The following is a 26,496-nucleotide window of genomic DNA, read 5'->3' as shown; positions in this document are numbered from 1 at the left end:
CCCCATGACTGGCCCGGCCACCCCCCTCGCCTTCGTGCCGGGCCAGACAGGCCCCCACATGATGCAGGCCGCCTTCATCGTCGATGACGTGGAGGCGGCAGCCGCTGCGTGGACGGCGACGACCGGCATCGGCCCGTTCTTCCTCGTACCGCACATCCAGCTGGCCGAGGCGCACTATCGCGGCCAGCCTGCCGAACCCATCGACTTCTCGGTGGCGCTGGCGCAGTCGGGCGGCGTGCAGATCGAGCTGATCCAGCAGCACTGCGACCGCCCCAGCGCCTATCGCGACACCATCGCCAAGGGTGCCCAAGGCTTCCACCACTTCTGCGTCTATACCGACGATTACGACGCCACGCGCCAGCGCTACGTCGATCAGGGGTTCGCGGTGGCCATCGACGGCAAGTTCGGCGCGATGCGCTTCTGCTACGTCGATACGTCGAGCGCGATCGGCTGCATGATCGAGATCGTCGAGCAGGACGACGGCCAGAGCGCGGCTTTCGCCCGCGTCGCCGAGGCCGCGCAAGGCTGGGATGGCGTGACCGACCCGATCCGATCGCTGTTCTGACACGCTGAAGACCGCCCACTGCAATCGCGGGGGCACTGACAATTGGCCCACGTGCAAGCGCGTGGGCAAGGAGAGGACCAGCAATGACCGTGCAGTGCCCCGTTGAAGACCGCCTTGCCATTCAGGATGTGCTGGTCGCCTATGCTGCCGGCTGCGATTCCATGGGCGACATCGACGCGATCGTCGACGTGTTCACCGAAGATGCCGTGTTCGACCTTTCAGGCATCGGCCTGACGCCGCAGGTGGGCCACGAAGGCATCCGCGCCTTCTTTACCAATGTGTTCGAGAACATGGCGCACCACGCGCACTACCTGACCAACTTCGCGATCACCGCCTACGACGGCGATACCGCCTCGATCCGCGCCTACGTAATCGGCATGGGCGTGGGCAAGGATGGCCGGGGCGTGACCGTCAACGGGCGCTACTACTTCGACGTGCGCCGCACCGACGCGGGCTGGAAGGCCACGCGCTACACCATGGATTTCCTGCTGCCGCTGTCGGGCACGCTCGACAACGCGAAGTAGTTCCGGGTGGGTCTGCCCACCCCGCTGCGACTAGGCCGCCGTTCCGGCGACCAAGTCTCGCGCCCCTCCCGCTTGCGGGAGGGGAGATAGGCGTTCCCCCCTCCCGCAAGCGGGAGGGGTCGGGGGTGGGCTGCGGCACCACGCCCACACGAATAAAACAGAACACTGAAAAACAAAAAGAAATCGATCGTAGCTTGGCCCGGCCGGATGGGGAGATGGCGGGTCTGACCGGAGAGAACCAGTGGCTACCTATCTCGCAATCCCCAATCCGACCGCGACCTATCCGACCAGCCCCGAGGCCGAATTCCCCAAGTGCCGTGGCGATGCCATCACCGGCGACCGCTACTGGTCGAAGGACTTCGCCGACAAGGAATGGGAAAAGATGTGGAAGCGCGTCTGGCACGTCGCCGGTCGCACCTCGCAGCTTGAAGAAGCGGGTGACTTCATCACCCACAACTTCCTGCGCCAGTCGGTGATCGCGGTTCGCCAGAAGGACGGCAGCGTCCGCGCCTTCCACAACGTCTGCCGCCACCGTGGCAACCGCCTCGTCAACACCGAGGAAGGCGGCGTCGCCGAACACTTCACCTGCCCGTACCATGGCTGGAAGTGGAACATCGACGGCGCGCTCGACTGGGTGCAGGATCAGGAAGATTTCCCGCAGGGCGACCCTTGCAAGAAGCTGCGCATGAAGGAAGTGCCCTGCGAGGTGTGGGGCGGCTTCATCTTCTACAGCTTCGATCCGAACGCCGTGCCGCTGGAGGAATACCTCCACCCGATCCCGACGCTGCTGAAGAACCGCGACCTTGCCAACTGGAAGCGCGTGGTGTGGCGCACGCTGCGCGTGAACACCAACTGGAAGTTCGCCTCGGACAACTTCAACGAGAGCTATCACATCCCTTCGGTCCACCCGCAGTTCGAAGGCATGATCGACGATCACTATTCGACCACGATCTTCGAGATGTACCCCAGCGGGCACAACCGCATGATCGAGAAGCTGCAGCCCTCCAGCCGCTATGTCGATGCGCAGCAGATCAAACCGCTGTGGGCCGAAGTGCTGAAGGAATGGGATCTCGATCCCGCAGAGTTCGAAGGCCGCGCACAGGAAGGCCGCATCGCCTTGCAGCAGGCGCGGCGCAAGCTGGGACCGGCGCGCGGGTTCACCCACTTCGACAAGCTGAGCGACGATGAACTGACTGACCAGTTCCATCACACCTGCTTCCCCAACTTCACCATCACCGGCACGCCTGAAGGCCTGCACGTGTTCCGCACCGAGCCCGACGTGGAAGATCCCAACTGGTCGACCTTCGACTACTGGTATCTCTCGCCCGAGATCGAGGGTCAGCAGATCCCGACGATCTACGGCCTGCGCCCGTGGGAAGATGCCGAACATCAGACCGGCGATTTCGATGCCTATACCGCCGAGATCAAGCAGGGCGACTTCCTGATCCAGGATCTGGAAGTGGCGGTGACGCAGCAGCAGGGCCTGCATTCGCTGGGCCATGACGACGCCTACCTCGCCGAACAGGAAACGCGCATCCGCCGCTTCCACGAGGTGATCAACGACTACATCGAGGGACGGCGCTGATCGCGCTCTGCCCACCCCCTCCCATTTCGGAGAGGAGGTGGGCATCCCCCGATAACCTACTGACAAAAACGCTCATCAGGACGGGAGAAACATTGCGATGACCCAGAAAATCGGGATCGACCGGCGCAGGCTGCTGGCTGGCGCTGGGGTAGCAGCCGCTGCTGCGGCAACTGGCGGCGTGGCACAGGCGGCAACCGCCGTGGACACCCCGGCTGCGGGCGGCTGGGACTTCGAATGCGACGTGCTGTGCGTGGGCAGCGGCGCGGCGGCAGGCTCTGCCGCCGTGGCGGCGCTGACGGCAGGCTCGAAGGTCATGCTGGTCGAAAAGATGCCGATCCTGGGCGGCACCACCGCCAAGTCGGGCGGCGTGACGTGGATCTTCAATCACTTCATCTTCCGCGAACAGGGCATTTCCGATCCCAAGGACGATGCGCTGCGCTATACCGTGCGCTACGGTTATCCGCGCCAGTACAACCCCAACAGCCCGACGCTGGGCCTCGATGAAAACCGCTATCGCGTGGTCGAGGCATTCTACGACAACGGCTCGGCGGCGATCGACCACTTGCGCGAAACGGGCGCGGTGCAGTTCAAGCAGTTCCGCCTGTTCCAGGTGGACCAGCCCGCCCCCGACTATGCCGACCATCTCCCTGAGAACAAGGTGCCGACGGGCCGCGCGCTCGAACCCGCCGTCGGCTCCGGCTCGACGCAGGGCGGCGGAAGCCTTGCCGCACAGATGCACGCCTTCCTGAAAGCCAAGGGCGTGCCGATCCTGACCCGCACCCGCGTCACGCGCCTCGTCAAGGACGCCAGCGGTCGCGTGATCGGCGCCGAGGCGCTTCAGGGCGACAAGCCCGTGCGCATCAAGGCCGCCAAGGGCGTGGTGTTCGGCACCGGCGGCTACAGCCACAACGTGCAGCTGTGCGACGTGCACCAGCCCGCCGTCTATGGCTCGTGCTCGCTGCCCGGTTCAACTGGCGACTTCATCCCGATCGCGCAGGAAGCGGGCGCGATGATAGGCAACATGGGGCTGGGCTGGCGCACGCAGGTGGTGCTGGGCGAAGCGCTCAAGACGCGCGGCATCGGCCTTGGCGCGTTCGTGTTGCCTGGGGATTCGATGATCCTCGTCAACAAGTACGGCAAGCGCGTGGTCAACGAAAAGCGCGACTACAACGACCGCACGCAGGCGCACTTCTGGTACGATCCCGCGCACGAGGAATACCCCAACCACCTGATGTTCATGCTGTTCGACCAGCGCAGCATCGATGCCTTTGGCGGGGCCTTCCCCTTCCCCGTCAACAAGGCCGAGCAGCCGCACCTGATCGAAGGCGCGAACTGGGACGAGGTGTTCGGCAAGATCGATGCGCAGCTTGCCGGCTGGGCCGACCGCACCGGCGGCGTGCGCCTGGCGGAGAGCTTCGCAGGCAATGCCCGCCAAGCCATCGCCAACTTCAACGGCTATGCCAAGAAGGGCGTCGATCCCGAATTCGGACGTGGCAACTATCTCTATGATCGGCAGTGGCACCTGCTGTTCTCGGCCCGCCGCGCCGGCACGACGCAGCCGGAAAATCCCTATCCGAACAAGACGATGCATCCCTTCGCCGCGAAGGGGCCGTTCTATGCGCTGATCCTCGGTCCCGGCACGCTGGACACGGCGGGCGGGCCGCAGATCAATGCCAAGGCACAGGTGTTGGCCGCCAACGGACAGCCGATCCCCGGCCTTTATGCCGCGGGCAACTGCATCGCCGCGCCGACGGGCCAGGCCTATCTGGGCGCGGGCGGCACGATCGGGCCGGCTGTCACCTTCGGCTATATCGCGGGCAAGACGGCGGCGGCATCGTGAAGACCAATCGGGTGAAGACGAAGTTGCTGCTGGCAGGCGCGGCGCTGGTCGCCGTGGCCTGCGCCGCGGAAGCCGAACCGGTGGCGCAACCCTCGCTCTATGTCAGCCAGATCGCGCCGCTGCTCGAAAGCAACTGCGCGGTCTGCCACATGACGGGTGAGGAAGCGGGCGGCATGTCGCTGGTGGGCGATACCGCGCGCGGCTTCCTCGTCGACCAGCCCTCACAGGAAGCGCCGACGATCAAGCGCGTCGTGCCGGGCGATCCGGATGCCAGCTACATCGTGATGAAGCTGGAAGGCACGCACATCGACCACGGTGGCAGCGGCGCGCAGATGCCGTTCGGCGGCGCGCCATTACCTGCGGAACAGATCGCGCTGGTGCGCCAGTGGATCAAGGACGGAGCACACCCATGAATGCCGATCTCGTGAACCTGACCGGCAAGGTCGCCATCGTCACCGGCGCGGGCGTGGGCATGGGGGCGGCGACGGCCCGCCTGCTTGCCGCGCGCGGGGCGAAGGTCGTCGTCTCGGACATCAACCCCGACACCGCCGCCGCAACCGTTGCGGCAATCGTGGCCGATGGCGGCACGGCCTATGCCGTGCGCACCGACGTGGCGGATGAAGCCGCCGTGGCGGCACTGGTGGCGGAAACCGTGGCGGTGTTCGGCCAGCTCGATTGCGCGGTCAACAATGCGGCGATCACGCCCGACAACCTGCCCATCCACGAAGCCGACATGGCCGTGTTCGACAAGGTGCTGAACGTCGACCTGCGCGGCGTGATGCTGTGCATGAAGTACGAGATCGCGCAGATCCTCAAGCAAGGCACCAAGGGCTCGATCGTCAACATCGGCTCGGTCAGCTCGGTGCGTCCGCAGCCGCACAACGCGGCCTATGTCGCGGCCAAGCATGGCGTGATCGGGCTGACCAAGGTCGGCAGCCTCGAATATGCCGGCAAGGGCATCCGCGTGAACGCGGTGCTGCCCGGCGCGATCGACACGCCGATGCTGCGCGGCGCGCTGGAGACGACCGGGAACACCGAAGCCGACTTCGCGCCCGCGCTGTCGCTGTTCAACCGCTTCGGCAAGCCCGAGGAAGTCGCCGAGGCGAGCGCGTGGCTGTGCTCGGACGCGGCGAGCTATGTCACCGGCCACAGCCTTGCGGTCGAAGGTGGCTACCTGACACGCTGACCGACCCACCCAGCCAACAAAAAGCCCCGGCTCCACGAAGGAACCGGGGCTTTTTGTGCCCATGCGGATCTACCGGATCAGACCTGGCTGAAGCCGCCGTCGATCACGAATTCGGCGCAAGTCACGAAGCTCGCCGCTTCGCTGCACAGATAGACGACGCCACCGCCCATTTCCTCAGGGCGCCCTTGCCGTCCGATCGGGTGGCGCGCTTCCATGCCCGCCTGCGCCACTTCGCGCGACGGGGCCGCGCCCATCGCCACGTAGCGATCGAGGATCGAGCCGAGCATTTCGGTGTCCACGCCGCCCGGATGCACCGAGTTGACGCGGATGTTGTAGCCCAGCGCCGCGAATTCCGCGCCCATGCACTTGCTCAGCATCTTCACCGCCGCCTTGCTGGTGCAATAGGCGGCGTTGAACGGCGCGCCACGCAGGCCGCCGACGCTGGAGAAGTTGACCACCGACGCTCCGCCCTTGCGGACCTTGCCGCCTTCCTGAAGCAGCGGCAGCAGGACTTGCGTGCCGATGATGATCGAATCGACGTTCACCGCATTGATCTTGTGGAAGACGTCGAGCGTGGTGTCCTCGAACTTCTCGACTACCGAGATGCCTGCGTTGTTCACCAGCGCATCAAGACGGCCATAGTCCTTGTAGATCTTGCCCGCGAGCGCTTCCCAGTCCTGTTCACTGGTCACGTCGTGGCGCATGTAGGCGTCCGCGCCTTCGATTTCGGCGGTTTCGGCCATGTCGGTGGCGATGACGGTGGCGTTGGCGGCTTTCAGCGCCTTCACCAGTTCGCGCCCGATGCCACCGGCAGCCCCGGTGACGACGGCGACGACGTTGTCGAGTGCGATCGTCATTGTGCCGTGTACCCTCCGTCGATGACCAGCTCGGTGCCGGTCATGTAGCTCGAATCTTCCGAGGCGAGGAAGAACGCCGCCGAGGCAAGTTCCGAGGGATCGGCCAGGCGGCCGATCGGCGTCATGCCCACCACGCCCGCCACGAGGTCATCGGGCTTTTCGGCGAAGCCCTGATCGACCCAGCGCTGGAAACCGGCAGCGAGGAGCGGCGTCTTGACGAAGCCGGGGTGCAGCGAATTGGCGCGGATCGGCATCTGCTTCTGCGCGAATTCGATGGCGATGCCCTTGGTGAACAGCCGCACCGCGCCCTTGCTGGCGTTGTAGGCCGACACTTCGTTCATGCCGACGAGGCCCATGATCGAGCTGACGTTGATGATCGAGGAACCGCCGCGGAAGTACTTGCCGCTTTCCGCCATCAGCGGGGTGAAGTGCTTCACGCCCAGGAACACGCCGTCGACGTTGACCGACATGATCCGGCGCCAGCCGTCCATGCTGAGGCTTTCCACCGGCCCGGTCAGGTCGATCCCGGCGTTGTTGACGAGGATGTGGCACTTGCCATGGCGTTCCTGGACGAGAGCGACCGCGCGCTCCCAGTCTTCTTCCTTGGCGACGTTGGCCGAGACATAGCTGGCGGCCTGGCCGAGACGGCCCATCACTTCGACGGCGGTTTCGCTGTCGGCGGCGTCAAGGTCCGAGAGGACCACTTCGGCACCTTCGGCCAGAAAGCGTTCGGCGCAGGCGAGGCCGATGCCGCGCAGGCCGCCCGAAACGAAGGCGACACGGCCCTTCAGCCGCTGAGAACCCAATTCCATTCCAATCACACTCCCATCATGCCGGCGGTCGTTGCGCCGTCGATCGCGATTTCCGCGCCCGAAATGAAACCGGCCTCGTCCGAGGCGAGATAGGCCACGAGGCCCGAAATTTCGTCGATCTGGGCCATGCGGCCCATCGGGGCCATGCCCTCGTACATGGCGCGCGCGGCGGCCGGATCAGGCTGCGCGTTCATGATCTGCGTGATCAGCGGGGTTTCCACCACGCCCGGCAGGATCGCATTGATGCGGATCTTGTACTTCTTCTGGCCGCAATAGACCGCCGACGACTTGGCCAGCGCGCACACCGCCGCCTTGGTCACCGAATAGGCGACGTAGTTGCCCAAAGGGCGCGTGGCGTTCATCGAGGAATTGATGATGATCGAGCCCGTCGGTCCTTCGGGGTTGCGCTTCATGCCCAGGATCGCGTTCTGCACGGTCAGCATCACGCCGGTCTGGTTGACGGCGATGATGCCGTTCCAGCCTTCGAGGCTGACGTCTTCGATGCTGCCGTCACCCGCTTCGATGCCAGCATTGGCGAAGACCACGTCGAGACGGCCATGCGCGGCGATGATCTCGTCGATCAGCACGGGCCAGCCAGCCGCGTCCTGCACGCGCAGCTTGCTGAACGTGGCGCCGGTTTCGTCGCACAGCGCGCGGGCCGGTTCTTCCTTCGATCCGGTGAAATACACCTTCGCGCCCTCGGCCGCGAGTCGCCGCACCGCAGCCGCGCCGATTCCGGTCGTTCCGCCCGTGACGAGCGCGACCTTGCCTTCCAACTTTCCTGCCACTGTTCTCTCCCGCCTTTACGGCACACGAAGGACTCCGCTTCGCGAAAGTGGTAGGCGACTGATTTCCACGCGCAACCTATGCTTTTATGCAAGGTGACGCGCGCGCGGGCGAGCGGCAAAACCGGCAGCATTGACGGTATTATCCAGACCGGGTGAGGAATCGAAAAAAATGGCCGATCGTGATCCCAACATTGGCGGCGGCATGGCCCGCAGCGAAGGCATCAGCTGGCAGGAGTTGATGGCGCAGGATTCGCGTCCCGCGCCCGCCATCCTGACCGAAGAGAGCTATCAGTATCGCGGCAGCGAACCGCTGGCGGCCGCTCGCTACACCAGCGAGGAATTCGCCAAGCTGGAACGCGAGAAGATGTGGCCCTACGTGTGGCAGTTCGCTGCGCGTGAAGAGGACATCCCCGAAGCCGGCGACTACGTGGTGTTCGAGAACGTCGGGCGGTCGTGGCTGATCAGCCGTCAGGATGACGGCTCGGTCAAGGCGATGCACAACGTCTGTCTTCATCGCGGCCGCAAGCTGCGCAAGGAAGACGGCGCCGCCGACAAGTTCACCTGCCCGTTCCACGGCTTCGCCTGGAACAAGGACGGCAGCTTCGACGGCATGCCCTGTTCGTGGGACTTCAAGCACCTGACCAAGGACAAGATGAGCCTGCCCGAAGCCGAAGTCGGCCGTTGGGGCGGATACATCTTCATCCGCGAGGAAAAGGGCGGGCCGAGCCTCGAGGAATTCCTCGCTCCCATCCCCGAGTTCTTCAAGCGCTGGCGCCATGAAGAATGCACCACGGTGATCTACGTCGCCAAGGAAGTGCCCGCCAACTGGAAGGTCACCGCCGAGGCGTTCATGGAAGCCTGGCACACGATCGTCACCCATCCCCAGCTGCTGCCCTTCACCGGCGATTGCAACAGCGCCTACTGGACCTGGGGCGACAACGTGAACGTCAACCTGGTGCCCTTCGGCATCATGAGCCCGCACATTGACGGCGAAGGCAAGAGCCAGCAGTGGATCGTCGACGAGTTCGTCAAGTACAACGGGCGGTCGGGCGACAACTACGAAGGCAGCGGCGACCCCTTTGCGGTGACCGTGCCAGAAGGCATGACCGCGCGCGAGGCGCTGGGCGCGGCGATGCGCAAGGGCTATGCCGAACAGAGCGGCTATGACCACGACCATGCGACCGATGCCGAGCTGCTCGACGGCCTCGTCTACAACGTGTTCCCGAACTTCGCGCCGTGGGGCGGGTTCATGCCAAACATCGTCTACCGCTGGCGCCCCGGAAAGACGCCCGACACCTGCCTGATGGAAGTGCGCATCCTGGCGCGCGTCAAGAAGGGTGAGCCGATCCCGCGCGCCGTGCCGATGAAGCTGCTCGGCCCCGACGACAAGTGGACCGCCGCGCCTGAGCTGGGCGTGCTGGGCGACGTGTTCGAACAGGACATGGAAAACCTGCCCTTCGTGCAGGAAGGCCTCCATGCGTCGAAGACCGGCGAAGTGAACCTGGGCGACTACCAGGAAATCCGCATCCGCCAGTTCCACCAGACGCTCGACAAGTACCTGAACGGCGAACTGGGGGCCAAGGCATGAGCGAGGCAGCGACCGAAACCCATCCGCCGCGCATCGACTGCGTGCTGATCTGCGGCGGCGTGTGGCACGACATGGACTTCGCCCGGCTTGAGCTGCTCAAGCTGCTGGCCGAGGATCCGCGCGTGCGCACCCGCGTGTTCGAGGATTACGAGAACATCGCCGCGATCGAGGCGGCGGACATCGTGATAACCTACACCTGCGACGTGACGCCCTCGCTCAAGGCGCAGGAAGCGCTGCGGGCGTGGCTGGAGAACGGCGGGCGCTGGTATGCGCTGCACGGCACCAATTCGGTGCTGCGCCTGCTGTCCGAAGGCCCCAACGCCGGGCTGTGGGAAGCGCCGCGCTGGGCGCCGCTGATGATGGACCTGCTCGGCAGCCAGTTCATCAGCCACCCGCCGATCGCGCCCTACACCGTGACCGTCGCCGATCACGATCACCCGCTGACGCAGGGGATCGAGGCGTTCGACACCACGGACGAACTCTACCACATGGAATGCCACGGCGACCTGCACGTGCTGCTGGAAACCGAATGCACCGAACCCGGCACGGGCTTCGTCGAAGCTGCCGACGCGCCGGGCACGCACCCGGTCATGTACATCAAGGCCCATGGCAAGGGCGCGGTGCTGTACAACACGCTCGGCCACTGCCGCGGGCACTACGATCTTCAGCCGATGCTCGACTGGTGGCCGACGGTGGACCGCTGCGCGTGGGACCTGCCGGTGTTCTACGACCTGCTCCGCCGTGGTATCGGCTGGATCAAGGATCGCGAAGCCAAGGCGTGATCGCGCGGATGTCTGGATAAGGGAAAGGCCGGGGCGGTTGCTCCGGCCTTTTTCGCTATGGAGGCGTGTTTCGCGCCGAGAACGTGGAGAAGAAGAGGTTTCGCGCGAAGACGCAAAGACGCAAAGATGTCGCGCATGCGACGAAGTCGCCTTTTCGCTTCGCCACCGATGGGCAGCCCCACCATTGCCTGCGGCGCGCCCCCTCTGCGTCTTCGCGTCTTTGCGCGAAATATCTCCTTGCGACCGCCGCGCAAATCCATCGCCCTTCGGCCCAAAAGCAAAAGGCCCCGCCGTTGCCGGCGAGGCCCTTGGCATCCTGCCATAAATCCGCTCAGGCCGCGTCGGCGAACCTGTCGAGCGCGGCCTCGGGGGTATCCGGCCAGCGCGACAGCACCAGAAGGCGCTTGTGGCCGTGGCCGATGGTCAGTTCGTCGGTGACGCCCATCCCGCCGTGGAACTGGATCATCTCGTGCCCCAGCTCGATCCCGGCGGATGCGAGGAAGGCGCGCACGCCCGCAACCGCCGCCGCAAAGCCTTCGCCGCCCTGGCTGACCATGGCGAGGTTGAGCAGTGCGCGCCCCTGTTCGATCGCGGCATATTGCGCGGTCATGCGGTGCTGGATCGCCTGGAACTGGCCGATCGGCGTTCCGAACTGCTTGCGGGTGCGCAGGTATTCGACGGTGTCGTCGAACAGGCGCTGCATGATGCCCAGCGCTTCGGCCGAGCGCGCCAGCGAAGCGAGCTGTTCGCCGTCTGCCAGTTCGGCATGGCCACCGGCCAGCGCGACGGCGGGCGTGGCGTCGAGCACGATCCGCGCCGCGACCGATCCATCGGCCATGCGCCAGGGCGTGGCGACCAGGCCCGAGGCCCCCGCTTCGACGAAGAACAGGCCCAGCCCTTCGGCATCGCCCGCAGCGCCTGCACGGCGCGCGGTGACGACGTAGCCATCGGCCCCGGCGCCCGCGACCACGCAGGTCTTCACGCCGGTCAGCACGGCTTCGGCCCCTTCGCCCCGGGCGGTGGTTTCCACCCACAGGCTGCCATCACGGCTGCCCGCTTCGGCGTGGGCGAGCGCGAGGCGCTTGCCGCCGATCAGGATGTCACCCAGCCACTGGTCGCGCAACGCTTCGGGCGCCGTCGCGGCGAACAGGCGACCGGCCACCAGCACGTTGTCGATCAGCGGTTCGACGAACAGGCCCCGCCCGAGCGCTTCGAACACCGTGGCTATGGCTGTGGCGTCGAGCCCCAGCCCGCCCAGTTCCTCGGCGAAGGGCGCGGCGATCAGGCCCAATTCGCCCAGCAGCGACCAGTTGGCCTTTGAAAAACCTTCGTCGGACGCGACATAGGCGCGACGGCGGTCGATATCATAATGATCCTCGACGAAGCGCTCGGCCAGCGCCTTGAGCATTTCCTCGTCTTCGGTCAGGTCGAAATTCACGGGCAATCTCCCTTGCGCTTCGATCCCTACCCCCCGGCGGGCCCCGCGCCACGCTCTGCAAAATACTAGGCCGAAAGCGTGACGGCGAGATTGTTCGCTTGCCCTTTCGTCCGTATGAAAGACCGCGAGAGAGTGGGAGAGTTGCGGTGCTTTCGGTGGAATCGATCGACCAGGTCCGGATAAGCGGACCCGGAGACGTGCGGCGCGCTGCCGAAGCCCTGAACAAGGTCGCGCTGGCCGCTGGTATGCGGGCCGCGCCTGCACACGACATCGCGGACAAGCGCACGCCCGTGGATGCCGAGGGCAACATCCTTGCCAACGATGTCTTCGGGTGGAGCGATGAAAAGGTGTGGTGGCGCAATTCGCGCATTGCGCTCGATTCCCCGATCACGTCGGCCTGCCGCTTCGAAAGCGAGCCGTTCTGGGTAAACGCCAGCGGCTTCCACACGCGCCAGCCCAACCACTACCTCAACGCCATCGACCTCACCAACTTCGAGACGCGCGCGATGACCCGCGCCGCGATCGTGGTGCCGGTTCACCTGCCCTTCGGCCAGATCGGCGCAGTCAGCTACAACCCGCTCGATCCGACGGTGACCGAGCTTGACGACGTGTTCCTTGAACACGGCGACGCCTTCGGGGTCTATTCGCGCACGTTCATCGCCAGCTACGTCCACGCGATGGGCTCGGTCCAGGCGCTGCCGCCGGGGTCGCGCCTGTCCAAGCGCGAAGTGGAATGCCTGCGCTGGGCCGCAATCGGCAAGACCGATCTGGAAATCAGCATGATCATGGGCCGCAGCCGCGCGACCGTGCGCTTCCACATCCACAACGCCTCGATGAAGCTCAATGCCGTGAACCGCAGCCAGACCGTGTTCAAGGCCGCGCAGCTCGGCTACATTTCGCTCAACACCTGAAGGGACCTGCATGACCGACAAGCCGTTCGATCCCGTCGCCGCCTGGGCGGACATGGTCCAGAAATGGGAGCAGGAGATCAACAGCTGGTCGACCAAGCTGACCGACAACGAGCAGTTCGGCGCCGTGGTGGGCAACGTGTCGCGCATCCAGCTGGTGGTGCAGCGCATGGTCGCCGAGAAGATGGAGTCGATGCTGGCAACGCTCGCCATGCCGACCAAGGCGCAAGTCGAGGAACTGGCCGAGCGCATGGCCGGCATCGAGGATTCGATCGACCGCCTGCGCCTCGCCATCGAGGCGCGGGCGCTGACGCCCGGCAACGCCCCGGTCGATGCGCCGCCGCCGCCTCCCGAACCCAAGCGGACCCGCAAGCCCGCGGCGAAGGGATAACGGGATCTTGGCAGAAGGAACCGAACCGAGCCGCGAAGACGTTGCCGAGCGGGTTCGCCGCGAAGTCGACCGGGCGATCAAGCGCAACATCAAGGGGCTCGAATTCCTGACCGCCGGCCGGCAGGAAGTCGGCGCGATGAAGAAGGAGCTGGTCCACCGCGAAGGCACGGCGATGCTCTATCGCTTCACGCCGATCGTGGACGAGATCTACCGCGTGCCGCTGCTGATCGTCTCGCCGCCCAGCAACAAGGGCTATATCTTCGACCTGGCACCCGGCCAGAGCATGGTCGAATACCTGCTTCAGCGCGGCTTTGACGTGTTCAACCTCGACTGGGCACCGCCCCGCCACGACGAAAGCCATCTCGGCCTGTCGGACTACGTCGACCGCTTCATACCCGACAGCATGGCGCGGATCGAGGAGATCACCGGCGAGCGCGACGTGACGCTGGCTGGCTACTGCATGGGCGGCACGCTGGCGACGATCCACGCCGCGCTGCACATGGGCGAAGGCAAGGCCAACCGCATCCGGAACCTGCTGCTGTTCGCCACGCCGATCGACTTTTCGACGATGCGGCTGTTCCAGAAATGGGCAGACCAGAAGCACTTCGATGTCGACATGATGGTGGACCGGCTGGGGGTGATCCCGCCCGAACTGATGCTCGGCGCCTTCGATCTCGCCCGGCCCGCCAACCGCACGGCCGGGCGGATGCACCTGTGGACCAACATGTGGAACGACGAATTCGTCCGTTCCTACCGCATGTTCGACCGCTGGGCGGCGGAAACGCTGCCGGTTCCGGGCGAATACTTCCGCGAACAGATCAAGAAGCTGATGTGGGACAACGGCCTGGTCAACGACCGGCTGGAGATCGCCGGGCGGCTGGCCCACCTCTCGGCCATCACCTGCCCCATCCTCAACATCATCGCGCAGCACGATCACGTGGTCAGCCGCGAGGCGGCGGGGCCGCTGATGACGCTGACCGGGTCGACCGACCGCGAGGAAATCATTTCGAAGGGCGGCCACGTCAGTCTCGTGGCCGGTCCCGCAGCGTTGCGGCGGCTCTGGCCGCTGATCGACGACTGGCTTGGCAAGAGGTCCGTTTAATGCCCGATACCCCTCCGTACCCCCGCACCATCATCGCCAAGCAGCACCGCATGACCGTGCGCCCGATGCAGGCGGGCGACGCCGACGACGTCGTCGCCTTCGCGCGCTCGATCCCGGCGCACGACCTGCTGTTCCTGCTGCGCGACATCCGCAATCCCAAGGTGGTCGCAGCCTGGGTCGAACAGGTCGAGCGCGGGGCAATGGTCAGCCTGATCGCGCACGACGCGGCGGGCAAGGTGGTCGGCTGCACCGCGCTGGTGCGCGATGAACTGAGCTGGTCACCCCACGTCGCCGAAATCCGCATCGTGGTGGATCCGTCCTTGCGCGGCAGCGGCTTCGGCCGCGCCTTCACGCAGGAATGCATGGCGCAGGCGCTCGACCTGCCCGTGACCAAGATCATGGCCCGCCTCACCCCCGATCAGGCGGGCGCGCTCAAGGTGTTCGAAGACATGGGCTTCGTCCCCGAGGCGCTGCTGCGCGACCATGTGCGCGATGCCGAGGGCGAGACGCATGACATCGCGATCATGTCGCTGAACATCGACCGCCAGGGCGGCCTGAAGTCGGTCTACGGCATGGGGTGAAGTTGCCGATCCTCCCCGTTTTTGCCGAAGGCGCAAATGGGGAGGATTTCCAGCTTACGGATAGAACGCCGCGAAAGGGCCGGCCTTTTCGAACGGACGCCATGCCCCTTCGGGCAGGGCCAGCCGGTCGGCCACCGCATAGAACACGCCGGGGTTCGACACGAAGCCGAAGTGCGAGCTGTGCACCTCGATGTTCTCGGTCTGCGCATCGGTTTCGCTGACGCAGTTTTCCCACGCGGTGATCCCGTCGGTGCGACTGTAGATCGCGCTCGACGGCACCGGCAGCGGGTGGTGGCCGAAGGCATAGCGCGCGGCGGTCTCGTGGCTGGAGACCTTGTTCCCGGTCAGAAGCTCGTACAGCGACGTGAGGCTGGTGGCGCGCGGGTTGCCGGTGAACGGGCTGCCGAGCGTGATGACCTGGCGCAGCGCACCGTTCGGCCCTTCGCGGCGGGCCGCCTCGCGCGCGATGACGCCGCCCAGACTCCAGCCGACAAGGCTGACGCGTGCCCCGGTCTTGTCAGCAATCTCTTCGATGCGGCGCGCGACGTGTTCGCCGTTCTCGCCCGCGCTATGCTGGTCGAGGTTCCAGCCCAGATCCCACGGAAACACCTCATAGCCGATCAGCCGCAGGTAGCGGCGCAGCAGCGCCGTCATCGCATCGTTGGTGGCAAAACCCGGCAGGATCATCACCGGGTGCCCATCGCCGCGCGGCGCGGAAAACAGCAGCGGCCACGACAGCGCGAGCGCCCCGGTCTCGGCCAGGAAGCGCGGAGTCTCGAACAGGGTCCAGCCCAGATGCGGGCGGCGGATGTCCGCAACGGGCGATCGCGCGGCGGTGGCGCGCGCACGGTGCTGCGGCTTTTCGAACTTGACGATGGCCATTTCCCGCGACCCTTCCCTAGTGCAGTGCTCCCGAGCACCGCCTTTTTCGCAGTCGCACAATGCCACACTGGCAAAAGGGACAAGCCTAGCGTTTTGCAGAGTCGCACAAGCACCGGATCGTGGGGCTTAAGGGAGGCTCGAAGGAATCGTCGAAACCAGGACAGGGGCGAGATGCGCGACATTGCCGAAGGGCTGTTTACTGCGGAAAATCCGCCTCGGCTGATCGGTGGCCGCGAGAAGGACACCGGCCGGATCGTTTTCCCGTGCCCGCCCGGTGATCGCTTCGAACCGCACGCGTTGCCGCGCACCGGCACGCTATGGTCGTACACCATCCAGCGTTTCAGGCCCAAGACACCGCCTTATTCCGGTCCGGAATCATTCCGGCCGTGGGCGGTCGGCTATGTCGAGCTGCCCGGCGAAGTGATTGTCGAGACGCGGCTTGCCAACGTGGCTTTCGAAGACATCAAGATCGGCATGGATCTGGAAATGACGCTGGTGCCGCTCGATCCGGACGCGGCCGATCCGGTCCTGATCCATGCGTTTCAGCCTGTAGGAGCAACGGCATGAGCGGCGACGTCTGCATCGTCGGTATCGGCATCCATCCGTTCGGGCGCACCGATGGCGTTTCTGGCCTTGACCAAGGCGTGTTCGCGGTGCGCCAGGCGCTCGCCGACGCGGGCGTGGAATGGCCGGATATCCAGTTCGCTTATGGCGGCTCGGACGCGGCGGGCAACCCGGACACCATGGTCGATCGCCTCGGCCTGACCGGAGTGCAGTTCATCAACGTGCGCAACGGCTGCGCAGCGGGTGGCTCGGCGCTGTTTTCGGCGCAGATGGCGATCAAGTCGGGCGAATTCGACATCGGCATCGCGGTGGGCTTCGACAAGCACCCGCGCGGCGCGTTCAACGCCCTGCCCAGCGAATACAACCTGCCCGACTGGTACGGCGATGCTGGCTACATGGTCACGACGCAGTTCTTCGCCAACAAGATCACGCGCTACATGCACCTGCACGGCATCAGCCGGACGACGCTGGGCCGGGTGGCCGAAAAGGCGTTCCGCAACGCCGTCCACGCCCCCCATGCCTGGCGGCGCGAGCCGGTCGCGCTCGAGGAGATCCTCGAAGGCGCGATGGTGTCCGATCCCTACAGCAAGTACATGTTCTGCTCGCCCGCCGAAGGCGGCGTGGCGCTGATCCTCGCCAGCGAGAAGAAGGCGCGGGAACTCGGCAAGCCGATCATCCGCCTGAAGGCCGCCGCGATGCGCACCCGCCCGCCCAAGAGCTTCGAAGTGTTCGCCCCTTCGATCGAGATCGGCGGCGGCACCGCCACGGCAACGCAGATCGCCTCGGCCGCGGCGTTCGAAATGGCCGGGATCGGCCCGCAGGACATCGCGATCGCGCAGCTGCAGGACACCGAGTGCGGCGCCGAAATCATGCACATGGCCGAAAACGGCTTCTGCAGGGACGGCGAACAGGAACGCTGGCTGGCCGAAGGGCTGACCGAGATCGGCGGCAAGCTGCCGGTCAACACCGATGGCGGCTGCCTTGCCTGTGGCGAGCCGATCGGCGCGTCGGGCCTGCGCCAGGTCTACGAAAACGTCGTGCAACTGCGCGGTGACGGCGGTGGCCGTCAGGTCCAGGGCGATCCCAAGACCGCCTATACCCATGTCTATGGCGCGCCGGGCGTTTCGGCCGTCACCATTCTCGAACGCTGAAGAACCAATGGACATCGATCTTTCCCCCGAAGAACTGGCCTTCCGCGACGAAGTTCGCGGCTTCCTGGCGACAAACCTGCCGCAGGACGTGAAGGACGGCGCTGCCGCTTCGCCCACCGTGTTCGTCGAACCGGACATCGGGCAGAAGTGGAACGGCATCCTCAACGCCAAGGGCTGGCTGGGCTACCAATGGCCCGAATCGGCAGGCGGCACGGGCTGGAGCCCGGTGCAGCGCTACATCTTCGAAAAGGAATGTGCGCTCGCGGGCGCGCCAAACCTGACGGTGCTGGGCCTGAAGCTGGTGGCCCCGGTGATCTACACCTTCGGCACCGACGCGCAGAAGGCGAAGTACCTGCCCCGCATCCTGTCGGGTGAGGATTACTGGTGCCAGGGTTTTTCGGAACCCGGCAGCGGTTCCGACCTTGCCTCGCTGCAGACGCGCGCTGAACTCAGCGCCGATGGTACGCACTACAAGGTCAACGGCTCGAAGATCTGGACCACGCACGCGCACTGGGCGAACATGATGTTCACGCTCGTGCGCACCAACCCCGAGGTCAAGAAGCAGGCCGGCATCAGCTTCCTGCTGATCGACATGAACCAGCCGGGCGTGTCGGTGCGCCCGATCCTGACGCTGGCGGGGGATCACGAGGTCAACCAGGTCTTCCTCGAAGACGTGATCGTGCCGGTCGAAAACCGCATCGCCGAGGAAGGCGATGGCTGGAAGCTTGCCAAGTTCCTGCTCGAGAACGAGCGCGGCGGTTCGTGCCACGCGCCCAAGCTCGCCTATGACCTCGACCAGGTCGAAGTCATCGCCAGGGCGCAACCCGATGGGCGCGGTGGCCTGCTGGCGCAGGACCGCGACTGGAAGCGCCGCGTCGCCAAGGTGCGCCTCGGCGTGCAGGCGCTGGAGATGATCGAGCTGAAGATCCTGTCGGAAGTGGCCAAGGGCCGCCCGCCCGGGCCGCAGACCTCGCTGACCAAGATGCTGGCGTCTAACCTGCGGCAGGACGTCGACCTTCTGGCGGTCGACGTGCTCGGCCCGGCCGGGTTGCAGCTTGATACGATCCGTCCGCTTTATGGCGACAACGCGCCGCCGCCCGTCAACGGGCGCGAAGCGCAAGTCGCCGCCGCACGCTATCTCAATTCTCGTGCGTGGACTATTTTTGGTGGGACAAACGAAGTGCAGTCGGGCATCATCGCCCGAACGGTACTAGGTCTTTGAGGGAAGGAGCAGGATGCAGCTGAGCCGCGAGGCGCTTTTGCGCGCCTATCGTCAGATGAAGGTTATTCGCGAGTTCGAAGAACGCCTTCACGTGGACATCCAGACCGGCGAAATCGCCGGCTTTACGCACCTCTATTGCGGCCAGGAAGCGGTCGCGGTGGGCGTGTGCGAACATCTCTCGGCGGACGACAAGATCGTCTCGACGCACCGTGGCCACGGGCACTGCCTTGCCAAGGGCTGCGACGTGAACGGGATGATGAAGGAGATCTGGGGCAGCCGCGACGGCCTTTGCAAGGGCAAGGGCGGCTCGATGCACATTGCCGACGTCGACAAGGGCATGCTTGGCGCCAACGGCATCGTGGGCGGCGGCGCGCCGATCGCGGTGGGCGCGGGCATCGCTGCCAAGATCGACGGCAAGGGCGCGGTCTCGATCGCGTTCTCGGGCGACGGCGCGTGCAACCAGGGCACCACCTTCGAAGCCATGAACATGGCCGTGGTGACCAAGGCCGCGACGATCTTCGTGTTCGAGAACAACCACTATTCAGAGCACACCGGCTTCGAATACGCGGTCGGCACCACCAAGGACATCGCCAGCCGCGCCGAAGCGTTCGGCATGAAGGTGTGGCGCGGTGATGGCACCGACTTCTTCTCGGTCTACGAGACGATGCGCGAAGTGCTGGAATACGTCCGCGTGCCCGGCAACGGCCCGGCAGCGGTCGAATTCGACACCGAACGCTTCTTCGGCCACTTCGAAGGCGATCCGCAGCGTTACCGTGGTCCGGGTGAACTCGACCGCATCCGCGAACTGCGCGACTGCCTCAAGAACTTCCGCAAGAGCGTGACCGACGCCAAGCTGCTCGAGCATGGCGATCTCGACGCGCTCGACGCTGAAGTGCTCGAAGCGATCGAGGAATCGGTGCGTCAGGCCAAGGCCGCCCCGCGCGGCACCGCAGAAGACGTCCTCACCGACGTCTACATTTCGTACTGAGGGCGGGGAGCGACAAGCCATGGCAAAAATGATGTATCGCGACGCCGTCCTGACGACGATCGCTGAGGAAATGGAGCGCGACGAGAACGTCGTCGTGCTGGGCGAAGACGTGGTGGGCGGCATGGGCACGCCCGGTGGCCCTGAAGCCATCGGCGGCATCTGGTCGACCTCGACTGGGCTGTTCGGCAAGTTCGGTGCGGACCGCGTGATCGACACCCCGATCTCGGAAAGCGCGATCATGGGCGCGGCCGCCGGCCTCGCGCTGTCGGGCAAGCGCCCGATCGCGGAACTGATGTTCGCCGACTTCATCGGCGTGTCGCTGGACCAGATCTGGAACCAGATCGGCAAGTTCCGCTATATGTTCGGCGGCAAGACCAAGTGCCCGGCGGTGATCCGCATGGCTTACGGCGCGGGCTACAACGCCGCCGCGCAGCACAGCCAGTCGGTTCACCAGATCCTGACCGGCATGCCCGGCCTCAAGGTCGTGATGCCGACCACGCCCGCCGACGTGAAGGGCCTGCTGCGGCAAGCCATCCGCGACGACGATCCGGTGATCTTCCTCGAACACAAGGCGCTCTACGGCGTTTCGGGCGAAGTGCCGGACGATAAGGACTACGTCATCCCCTTCGGCCACGCGCGCCTGTCGCGTGCCGGCAATGACGTGACGATCGTGTCGACCGGCCTGCTGCTGGGCTTCTGCGAAGCGGTGGCCGACAAGCTCGCCGCCGAAGGCATCGGCTGCGACGTGATCGACCTGCGCACCACCAGCCCGATCGACGAGGAAGCGATCCTCGATTCGGTCGAAGTGACCGGCCGCCTCGTCGTCGTCGACGAAGCCCCGCCGCGTTGCAGCCTGGCCGCCGACATCTGCGCCACCGTCGCCAACAAGGCTTTTGCCAGCCTCAAGGCGCCGCCGCAGGCGGTCAACCCGCCGCATACCCCCGTCCCGTTCGCGCGCGAGCTGGAAACTGCCTACCTTCCCTCGGCCGACAAGATCGAGGCGGCGGTGCGCAAGGTTCTGGCCTACCGCTGAGGAGCGCAACTGATGGCCAATATCCGCCCCTTCTGCATGCCCAAGTGGGGCATCGAGATGACCGAGGGGACCATCGCCGAATGGATGGTCAAGGAAGGCGAGGCCTTTTCGAAGGGCCAGACGCTTTGCCTGATCGAAACGGCGAAGATCACCAATGACGTCGAAGCCGAGTATGATGCGGTGCTCAAGCGCCTGCTCGTGCCCGCAAGCGAAGACGCGCACCCGGTGGGCGCCCTGCTCGCCGTGTTCGCCGATGCTGATACGACCGACGCCGAAATCGACGCCTTTGTCGAAGGCTTCAAGCCGGCCGATACCGCGGTTGCGGCCAAGTCCGGTGGCGGCAGCGCCCCGGCGGCGGCTCCGGCTGCCCCGGCAGCGACGGCCCCTGCCGCCGCACCCGCGCGCCAGCCGGTCAAGATCGTGACCAACCGCCCGATCAGCCCGGAAGCGCTCAAGCTTGCCGAAGCCGAAGGCGTGGACATCGATCCCATCACAGGGTCGGGTCGCAACGGGCGCATCACCTACCAGGACGTGTTCCAGGCGCTCCAGCCCGATCGCGCCGTGTCCTACAAGGGCACCGCAACGCTGGTGGAGGACACCAATGTGTTCGCCTCGCCGCTCGCGCGTCGTCTGGCGGCACAGCATGGCATCGACCTGTCGGGGATCACCGGCACCGGCGCTCGCGGCCGTATCAGCAAGGCCGACGTGCTCGCGCTGGTCAAGCCCAAGGCCCCGGCAGGTGCGGTCGCGTTCGGTGCGCCGTTCGAACTAGTTGAAAACCGCGCGGCGGTGCAGCCCTTCGACAAGGTGCGCAAGGTCGTCGCCAAGCGCCTGACCGAAGCCAAGCAGACCATCCCGCACTTCTACCTGCGCGTTTCGGCGGCGGTGGACGAGCTGATCGCGCTGCGCAAGACGGCCAACCTCGTGCTCGGCACCAAGGCGTCGATCAACGACTACATCGTCAAGGCGGTGGCGCTGTCGCTGGTCAAGCACCCCGAAGTCAACGTGCAGGTGCACGGCGATTCGGTGCACATCTATCCGCACGCCGACGTGGCGATCGCGGTGGCCAGCCCCAAGGGCCTCGTCACCCCGATCGTGCGTCAGGCCGATCGCATGCACATCGCCCAGCTCGCACAGGCAACGCGCGCGCTGATCGACAAGGCGCAGGCGGGTCGTCTGGGCTACGAGGACATGGACGGCGGCACCTTCTCCGTCTCCAACCTCGGCATGTTCGGGATCGAGAACTTCGACGCGATCATCAACCCGCCGCAGGGTGCGATCCTCGCGGTCGGCGGCGCGAACAAGGTCGCGGTCGAACTGCCCAATGGCGATATCGGCTTCGAAACGCGCATCTCGTTCACCTTGTCGGTCGATCACCGCGCCATCGACGGTGCGCTCGGCGCGCAGTTCCTCCAGACGCTGAAGGGCCTGCTCGAAGCACCCGAAGGACTGTTCCAGTGACGCGCAAACTTCACGAACTGGGGCCCGTCGGCCAGCTCGCCTACCTTCCCTCCGACTTCGATGCGGCAGTGAGGTACTGGACGCAGACGATGGGCGTCGGGCCGTTCTACCTGATGGAGAACGTCGCGCTCGGCGAAGCCAAGTACAAGGGCGTGCCCACCGGCGCGGTGTTCTCGATCGCCATCGCCTATTGGGGCGATGTCCAGATCGAGCTGATCCGCCCGGAAAACCGCGAACCGTCGATCTATTGCGGCGAATACGCGGTGACCGACCAGCTTCACCACATCTGCATCTTCGTCGAATCCATTGCCGAAGCCCGCGCGGTCTGTGCCGAAATCGGCGCCGAAGTGCTGGTCGAAGGCAAGGTCGGCGGGGATGGTGAAGTGATCTACGTCGATCCGGGCGCCAAGAATGGTGGGGGTGGCCCTGGGCACGTGATCGAACTGCTCCAGAACATGACCGGCGCCGAGGGCATCTTCCAGATGATCAAGGACGCCGGCAAGAACTGGGACGGCAGCGAGCCGCTGCGCAAGCTCGGCTGATTTCGCACGCATAAGACAGAAAAGGCCCGGTGCATTGCGCCGGGCCTTTTTCGTTTCGGCGCCCGTCCCGGCGTTCCCACAAGGTCAGGTCCTGATCCAGCATCGGGCCCCGCGCCACCCGGCGATACCCCGCACGCAACGTCGTATCGACACGCGGTGCGATGGTCGATGCGGGATCGGTGCGCCAGTCGGTCAGCGACACCACGAAGCGGGGGTGTCGGGCAAGCGCCTGCGCCACCAGCACGGCCTGCGGCACACCCAGCGCGCCATCCTCGAACGCGGCATTGTGGTGCGAAGGGAACGGGTAGCGCCCGCCGTGCGTGCCGGTCGCCGCGTAGAGCGAGGTCGGGCCGTAAAACAGGTAGAGACTGCGCGGCTGGCCCGCGGCCATGACGATCCCCGCAAAGCGATCGAACGTCTTGCGGTCCTCGCGCTCGACCGCGATGCGGTGGGGATGGTTCGCCGCCAAGAGGTAGGCCGCCACCAGCAGGCCGGCCCCGATCCTGCCCGCCTTTGCGCGCAGGTCGATGAACGGGCAGGCCAGCAGCACCGCCCAGGGCACCAGAAAGGCATAGTAGAACGCCAGCACATTGGCCGTGCTGAACACCGACGCCACAGCGCCCGCAAACAGCGCCAGCACCGTCAGGTAGGCCTCGCGCGGCACGTCGCGCTCCAGTCGCAGGAAGGCCCAGAGGCCGACCATGGCAGTCAGCGCGATGGGGCCGACCGCGGCGAGCGTCTGCGCGGGCCACCGACCATAGACGACCGGGCGCAGGAAGATCGACACGAAGTTGGCGAAGACGAAAGCGTCAGCATGGCCCAGCGCGGCATACGTCGCAAAGGCGAGCGCGGTCGGGGCCAGCCCCAGCGCAGCGAACAGCGCCGCCTCCCCCGCCAGCCGCGACACCTTGCGATGAACGTTCCAGCGCGTGCGCAGGGCCACCAGCGCGAACACCGCGCAGAACGGTACGACCGAATATTTGATCTGGAGCGCCACCCCGCCCAACAGCATGGCCAGGCAGGTCGCACGCAGCGAACGCGGCCGCGCCAACGCAAGCCACGCCATGGCGAGGCAGAGCCCGGTATAGAACACCTCGCTCTGACCCCCACGGCTGCCATAGGCGTCCATGCCCAGCAGGTAGAGGACAGCCACCACCAGCCCCGTCCCGCGCGAAGTCAGGCGACGTGCAATGTCGCAGGCAAACCACGCGCCTGCGCCCGCGAACAGCGCCGCCACGACGAGGTAAGCGACCGGCTGCGGGCCAAGCGCCGCGTGCGCCGCCGCATAGATCAGGAACAGCCCGATCGGCTTGCGATCCCACACGTCGACATAGGGTAGTTGCCCGTGCAGCAACGCCTCGCCCATCAGCGAATAGAAAGGCGAATCCACGTCTGTTGCCGGGCTGGTCATCCACCAGATGCGGCAGGCGAACGTGGCCACCGCGATGAAGGCAAGGACGCCCACTTGCGCACGCCGGTCGGCGTGCTGCGCGTCGTGCGCGGTAACGGTATCCATGGCCTGCCCCGGCTGTTCCCTCGATCCCGCGCACCCTATCGCCGGCGCGTTTCCGAGTTCTTAACCACGATCGCCGCCCGCAAGGAGAAAGGGCGGCCCGCATGGACCGCCCTTCCCTTTTTCCTCACCGAAGCGACGATCAGCCGCGCGTGAAGCTGCCGCCGCTCGCGGCCTTCTCGACCAGCAGCTTGCACGGCTCGATGCCCGCGGCCTTGAGTCCTTCGACCACGTTCGACAGGCCGACCGTGTCGCCCCAGAACATCGGTCCGCCGGTGTAGAGCGGCCAGTTGTAGCCAAGGATGCAGGCCACATCGATGTCGCTGGCGCGGATCGCCACGCCTTCTTCCAGCACCTTGGCGCCTTCGTTGACCACCGGGTAGAGCAGGCGCGCGACGATTTCCTGCTCGCTCAGCGCGCCGGTCGCGGTCACGCCCTTGGCCTTGGCGAAGTCGGCAATGACCTGTGCGGCGACCGGGCTGGGCGATGCCTTGCGCTTCTCGTCATAGTCGTAGAACCCGCCGCCCGACTTCTGGCCGAGGCGGCCCAGCTTGACGAGATCGCCCGAGAGCGTGCGCTCGTTGCTGCCGCGTCCGATCACGTCGAGGCCGACGAGGTCGGTCATCGCGAACGGCCCCATGGCGAAGCCATAATTGAAGATCGCGGCGTCGATGTCCGAAGGGGTCGGGCCTTCGAGCACCAGGGCATTGGCGGCGTAGGAACGCGGTGCCATCACGCGGTTGGCAATGAAGCCCGGTCCGACGCGGCTGACGACCGGCACCTTGGCAATCGTCTTGGCGACCTTGAGCGCCGTCGCCAGCACGTCGTCCGCGGTCTTTGCCCCGCGCACGATTTCCAGCAGCCGCATGACGTTGGCGGGCGAGAAGAAGTGCAGACCCACCACGTCCTGCGGACGCGAGGTCGCCGAGGCGATCTCGTCGAGATCCAGGAACGAGGTGTTCGAGGCGAGGACGGCGCCCTTCTTGCAGATCGTGTCGAGCTTGCCGAACACATCCTTCTTGATGCCCATCTCCTCGAACACCGCCTCGATCACGAGGTCGACGTCGGAAAGGGCTTCAAGGCCCAGCGCCGGGGTGATCAGCGCCATGCGCTGTTCCACCTGCTCTGTGGTCATGCGGCCCTTGGCGGCGGTGTTCTCGTAATTCTTGCGGATCACGCCCACGCCGCGATCCAATGCGGCCTGGTTCATTTCCACCAGCGTCACGGGGATCCCAGCGTTGAGGAAGTTCATGGTGATGCCGCCACCCATCGTGCCTGCGCCGATCACGCCGACTTTCTTGTAGTCGCGCTCGGGCGTGCCCTTGGGCAGGTCGGGCACCTTTGCCCCTTCGCGCTCGGCGAAGAAGTAATAGCGCTGCGCCGCGCTTTCGGTGCTGGCCATCAGTTCAAGGAACAGCTCGCGCTCGCGCGCCATGCCCTGGTCGAACGGCAGTTCGGCGGCGGCTTCGATCGCCTTGATGATGTTGAAAGGCGCCTTGAAGCCCCGGAAGGCGCGGGCATTGGCCTTGATGTAGTCGGCGTAGATCTCCGGCTTCCCGCGCGATTCCTCGACCTTGTCCTGCCGGTCGCGCACGCGCACGAGCGGGCCGCCGTCGGCCACCAGCTTCTTCGCAAACGCGATGGCGTCTTCGCGCAAGCTGCCCTCGGCGGCGAGCGCGTCGATCATGCCGAGATCCAGCGCCTTCTTCGCCCCGATCGGCTTGCCGCCGGTCATGATGTCGAGCGCGGCGGGCACACCCACGATGCGCGGCAGGCGCTGCGTGCCGCCAGCGCCGGGCAGCAGGCCCAGTGCCACTTCGGGCAGGCCCACCTTGGCCGAGGGAACGGCGATGCGGTAATGGCACACCAGCGCGGTTTCATAGCCACCGCCCAGCGCGGTGCCGTGGATCGCCGCAACGACCGGCTTGGTGCCTTCCTCGATGATGTTGAATACTGCGTTGAGGTCTGGACCGCTCGGGCCCTTGCCGAATTCGGAGATATCCGCGCCTGCGATGAAGGTGCGCCCTGCGCAGATCAGCACGATCGCCTTGACGCTGTCATCGGCGGCGAACTGGGTGAACCCGTCGTAGAGCGCCTGGCGCGTGGCGGCGCTCAGCGCGTTCACCGGCGGATTGTCGAGCGTGAGAATGCCGATGCCGTCGACGACTTCGGTCGTGCCTACCTGACCCATAT

General features: G+C 65.7%; 26 protein-coding genes. 19 read left to right on the top strand and 7 right to left on the bottom strand.

Features of this window, described 5'->3' with window-relative positions; translation table 11 throughout:
- The first annotated feature begins 4 nt into the window (after positions 1-4).
- From K3A84_RS10120 to K3A84_RS10095, 6 genes are all read left to right on the top strand, one after another.
- On the top strand, positions 5-565 hold the full coding sequence (locus K3A84_RS10120; protein ID WP_225009221.1) for a VOC family protein: 561 nt from the start codon (positions 5-7) through the stop codon (positions 563-565).
- A gap of 83 nt (positions 566-648) precedes the next feature.
- Entirely contained in the window at positions 649-1,089 is a 441-nt protein-coding gene (locus tag K3A84_RS10115) for a nuclear transport factor 2 family protein (protein ID WP_225009220.1), read from the top strand.
- Positions 1,090-1,330: 241 nt separating this feature from the next.
- Entirely contained in the window at positions 1,331-2,674 is a 1,344-nt protein-coding gene (locus K3A84_RS10110; protein WP_225009219.1) for an aromatic ring-hydroxylating oxygenase subunit alpha, read from the top strand.
- Between the two features lie 97 nt (positions 2,675-2,771).
- Positions 2,772-4,514, top strand: a complete 1,743-nt coding sequence (locus K3A84_RS10105) for an FAD-dependent oxidoreductase (protein WP_225009218.1) — start codon at positions 2,772-2,774, stop codon at positions 4,512-4,514.
- Entirely contained in the window at positions 4,511-4,927 is a 417-nt protein-coding gene (locus K3A84_RS10100; RefSeq protein ID WP_225009217.1) for a c-type cytochrome, read from the top strand. The genes K3A84_RS10105 and K3A84_RS10100 overlap by 4 nt, the downstream gene beginning before the upstream one ends.
- Complete coding sequence (locus K3A84_RS10095; RefSeq protein ID WP_225009216.1) at positions 4,924-5,700, top strand: glucose 1-dehydrogenase; 777 nt, start codon at positions 4,924-4,926, stop codon at positions 5,698-5,700. The genes K3A84_RS10100 and K3A84_RS10095 overlap by 4 nt, the downstream gene beginning before the upstream one ends.
- A gap of 77 nt (positions 5,701-5,777) precedes the next feature.
- Here K3A84_RS10095 and K3A84_RS10090 read toward each other — a convergent pair whose 3' ends face one another.
- From K3A84_RS10090 to K3A84_RS10080, 3 genes are read right to left on the bottom strand one after another with little or no spacing between them, the layout of a single operon-like run.
- Positions 5,778-6,557 carry an SDR family NAD(P)-dependent oxidoreductase gene (locus tag K3A84_RS10090; RefSeq protein WP_225009215.1) on the bottom strand — a complete coding sequence of 260 codons (780 nt, stop codon included), beginning with the start codon at positions 6,555-6,557 and terminating at the stop codon, positions 5,778-5,780.
- Positions 6,554-7,369, bottom strand: a complete 816-nt coding sequence (locus tag K3A84_RS10085) for an SDR family NAD(P)-dependent oxidoreductase (protein ID WP_225009214.1) — start codon at positions 7,367-7,369, stop codon at positions 6,554-6,556. Before K3A84_RS10085 ends, K3A84_RS10090 begins: the two co-directional genes overlap by 4 nt.
- Before the next feature lie 5 nt (positions 7,370-7,374).
- Positions 7,375-8,157 (bottom strand): SDR family NAD(P)-dependent oxidoreductase, encoded by a 783-nt coding sequence (locus tag K3A84_RS10080; RefSeq protein ID WP_225009213.1) that lies wholly within the window; start codon positions 8,155-8,157, stop codon positions 7,375-7,377.
- Between the two features lie 169 nt (positions 8,158-8,326).
- Between K3A84_RS10080 and K3A84_RS10075 the strand changes: the two genes are divergently transcribed.
- Together K3A84_RS10075 and K3A84_RS10070 are read left to right on the top strand one after the other, a co-directional pair.
- Positions 8,327-9,745, top strand: a complete 1,419-nt coding sequence (locus K3A84_RS10075; protein ID WP_225009212.1) for an aromatic ring-hydroxylating oxygenase subunit alpha — start codon at positions 8,327-8,329, stop codon at positions 9,743-9,745.
- Entirely contained in the window at positions 9,742-10,527 is a 786-nt protein-coding gene (locus tag K3A84_RS10070) for a ThuA domain-containing protein (protein WP_225009211.1), read from the top strand. Before K3A84_RS10075 ends, K3A84_RS10070 begins: the two co-directional genes overlap by 4 nt.
- Positions 10,528-10,858: 331 nt before the next feature.
- Here the strand turns inward: K3A84_RS10070 and K3A84_RS10065 are convergent, their stop codons facing one another.
- Positions 10,859-11,965, bottom strand: coding sequence for an acyl-CoA dehydrogenase family protein (locus K3A84_RS10065; protein WP_225009210.1), 1,107 nt, complete (start codon positions 11,963-11,965; stop codon positions 10,859-10,861).
- 146 nt (positions 11,966-12,111) lie between these two features.
- Between K3A84_RS10065 and K3A84_RS10060 the strand changes: the two genes are divergently transcribed.
- From K3A84_RS10060 to K3A84_RS10045, 4 genes are read left to right on the top strand one after another with little or no spacing between them, the layout of a single operon-like run.
- Positions 12,112-12,876: a helix-turn-helix transcriptional regulator gene (locus K3A84_RS10060; RefSeq protein ID WP_404823137.1), complete on the top strand. Its 765-nt coding sequence runs from the start codon at positions 12,112-12,114 to the stop codon at positions 12,874-12,876.
- Between the two features lie 10 nt (positions 12,877-12,886).
- Positions 12,887-13,264 carry a hypothetical protein gene (locus tag K3A84_RS10055; RefSeq protein ID WP_225009209.1) on the top strand — a complete coding sequence of 126 codons (378 nt, stop codon included), beginning with the start codon at positions 12,887-12,889 and terminating at the stop codon, positions 13,262-13,264.
- Between the two features lie 7 nt (positions 13,265-13,271).
- Positions 13,272-14,366, top strand: a complete 1,095-nt coding sequence (locus K3A84_RS10050; protein WP_225009208.1) for an alpha/beta fold hydrolase — start codon at positions 13,272-13,274, stop codon at positions 14,364-14,366.
- Positions 14,366-14,947 carry a GNAT family N-acetyltransferase gene (locus K3A84_RS10045; protein WP_225009207.1) on the top strand — a complete coding sequence of 194 codons (582 nt, stop codon included), beginning with the start codon at positions 14,366-14,368 and terminating at the stop codon, positions 14,945-14,947. Before K3A84_RS10050 ends, K3A84_RS10045 begins: the two co-directional genes overlap by 1 nt.
- A 54-nt stretch (positions 14,948-15,001) precedes the next feature.
- Here the strand turns inward: K3A84_RS10045 and K3A84_RS10040 are convergent, their stop codons facing one another.
- On the bottom strand, positions 15,002-15,829 hold the full coding sequence (locus K3A84_RS10040; protein ID WP_225009206.1) for an esterase/lipase family protein: 828 nt from the start codon (positions 15,827-15,829) through the stop codon (positions 15,002-15,004).
- Positions 15,830-16,000: 171 nt separating this feature from the next.
- On the opposite strand from K3A84_RS10040, the gene K3A84_RS10035 reads away from it, so the two are divergent.
- From K3A84_RS10035 to K3A84_RS10005, 7 genes are read left to right on the top strand one after another with little or no spacing between them, the layout of a single operon-like run.
- The gene (locus tag K3A84_RS10035; protein WP_225009205.1) at positions 16,001-16,396 is read left to right on the top strand and encodes a Zn-ribbon domain-containing OB-fold protein; all 396 of its coding nucleotides are present in this window, start codon (positions 16,001-16,003) and stop codon (positions 16,394-16,396) included.
- Positions 16,393-17,544 carry a thiolase family protein gene (locus tag K3A84_RS10030; protein WP_225009204.1) on the top strand — a complete coding sequence of 384 codons (1,152 nt, stop codon included), beginning with the start codon at positions 16,393-16,395 and terminating at the stop codon, positions 17,542-17,544. The genes K3A84_RS10035 and K3A84_RS10030 overlap by 4 nt, the downstream gene beginning before the upstream one ends.
- Before the next feature lie 7 nt (positions 17,545-17,551).
- Positions 17,552-18,766, top strand: a complete 1,215-nt coding sequence (locus K3A84_RS10025) for an acyl-CoA dehydrogenase family protein (RefSeq protein ID WP_225009203.1) — start codon at positions 17,552-17,554, stop codon at positions 18,764-18,766.
- 13 nt (positions 18,767-18,779) lie between these two features.
- A complete protein-coding gene (locus K3A84_RS10020) occupies positions 18,780-19,754 on the top strand; it encodes a thiamine pyrophosphate-dependent dehydrogenase E1 component subunit alpha (protein WP_225009202.1) in 975 nt (324 codons plus the stop codon).
- Between the two features lie 19 nt (positions 19,755-19,773).
- Entirely contained in the window at positions 19,774-20,787 is a 1,014-nt protein-coding gene (locus tag K3A84_RS10015; protein ID WP_225009201.1) for an alpha-ketoacid dehydrogenase subunit beta, read from the top strand.
- A 12-nt stretch (positions 20,788-20,799) separates the two neighbouring features.
- Positions 20,800-22,248 carry a 2-oxo acid dehydrogenase subunit E2 gene (locus K3A84_RS10010; protein WP_225009200.1) on the top strand — a complete coding sequence of 483 codons (1,449 nt, stop codon included), beginning with the start codon at positions 20,800-20,802 and terminating at the stop codon, positions 22,246-22,248.
- Positions 22,245-22,790 carry a VOC family protein gene (locus K3A84_RS10005; protein ID WP_225009199.1) on the top strand — a complete coding sequence of 182 codons (546 nt, stop codon included), beginning with the start codon at positions 22,245-22,247 and terminating at the stop codon, positions 22,788-22,790. The genes K3A84_RS10010 and K3A84_RS10005 overlap by 4 nt, the downstream gene beginning before the upstream one ends.
- On the opposite strand, the gene K3A84_RS10000 is transcribed toward K3A84_RS10005, so the two are convergent.
- Together K3A84_RS10000 and K3A84_RS09995 are read right to left on the bottom strand one after the other, a co-directional pair.
- A complete protein-coding gene (locus K3A84_RS10000; RefSeq protein ID WP_225009198.1) occupies positions 22,735-24,306 on the bottom strand; it encodes an ArnT family glycosyltransferase in 1,572 nt (523 codons plus the stop codon). The genes K3A84_RS10005 and K3A84_RS10000 overlap by 56 nt on opposite strands.
- 139 nt (positions 24,307-24,445) lie before the next feature.
- Positions 24,446-26,494 carry a 3-hydroxyacyl-CoA dehydrogenase NAD-binding domain-containing protein gene (locus K3A84_RS09995; protein ID WP_225009197.1) on the bottom strand — a complete coding sequence of 683 codons (2,049 nt, stop codon included), beginning with the start codon at positions 26,492-26,494 and terminating at the stop codon, positions 24,446-24,448.
- Between the last annotated feature and the right edge of the window lie 2 nt (positions 26,495-26,496).

Origin of the sequence: Novosphingobium percolationis, from assembly GCF_020179425.1 — a bacterium.
Taxonomy (GTDB): Bacteria; Pseudomonadota; Alphaproteobacteria; order Sphingomonadales; family Sphingomonadaceae; genus Novosphingobium; species Novosphingobium percolationis.
The sequence above is the reverse complement of the archived record's forward strand: the minus strand, read 5'-3'. Positions and strand labels throughout refer to the sequence as shown.